The organism is Lysinibacillus sp. GbtcB16 (assembly GCF_019091145.1).
In the GTDB taxonomy this organism is placed as follows: domain Bacteria; phylum Bacillota; class Bacilli; order Bacillales_A; family Planococcaceae; genus Lysinibacillus; species Lysinibacillus fusiformis.
Genome location: NZ_JAGXJV010000894.1, coordinates 1 through 234 on the forward strand (window position 1 = coordinate 1; position 234 = coordinate 234).

Annotated in this window: 1 protein-coding gene; it reads left to right on the forward strand. The window is 51.7% G+C overall.

From position 1 onward, the window contains the following. The coding region (locus KVT27_RS26225; RefSeq protein ID WP_217582338.1) for an FAD-binding protein at positions 1 to 234 on the forward strand (234 nt) is incomplete at both ends.

Genomic DNA, 234 nt, shown 5'->3' on the forward strand with positions numbered 1-234 from the left:
GCGCTAGTGAAACGAAGAAAGTTCTAATGATTACGAAGAAGTCGCTCTTGGATAGTAATACCCGTTATGCACAGGGCGGCATAGCAGCCGTTATCTCGGACGAGGACTCACCGGAATATCATATGCAGGACACTCTGATTGCAGGCGCAGGCCTATGTTCCCCGGAAGCGGTGGACGTGCTTGTTCATGAAGGGCCTAATGGCGTTCAGGACCTCATTCGCATGGGAACCAAGT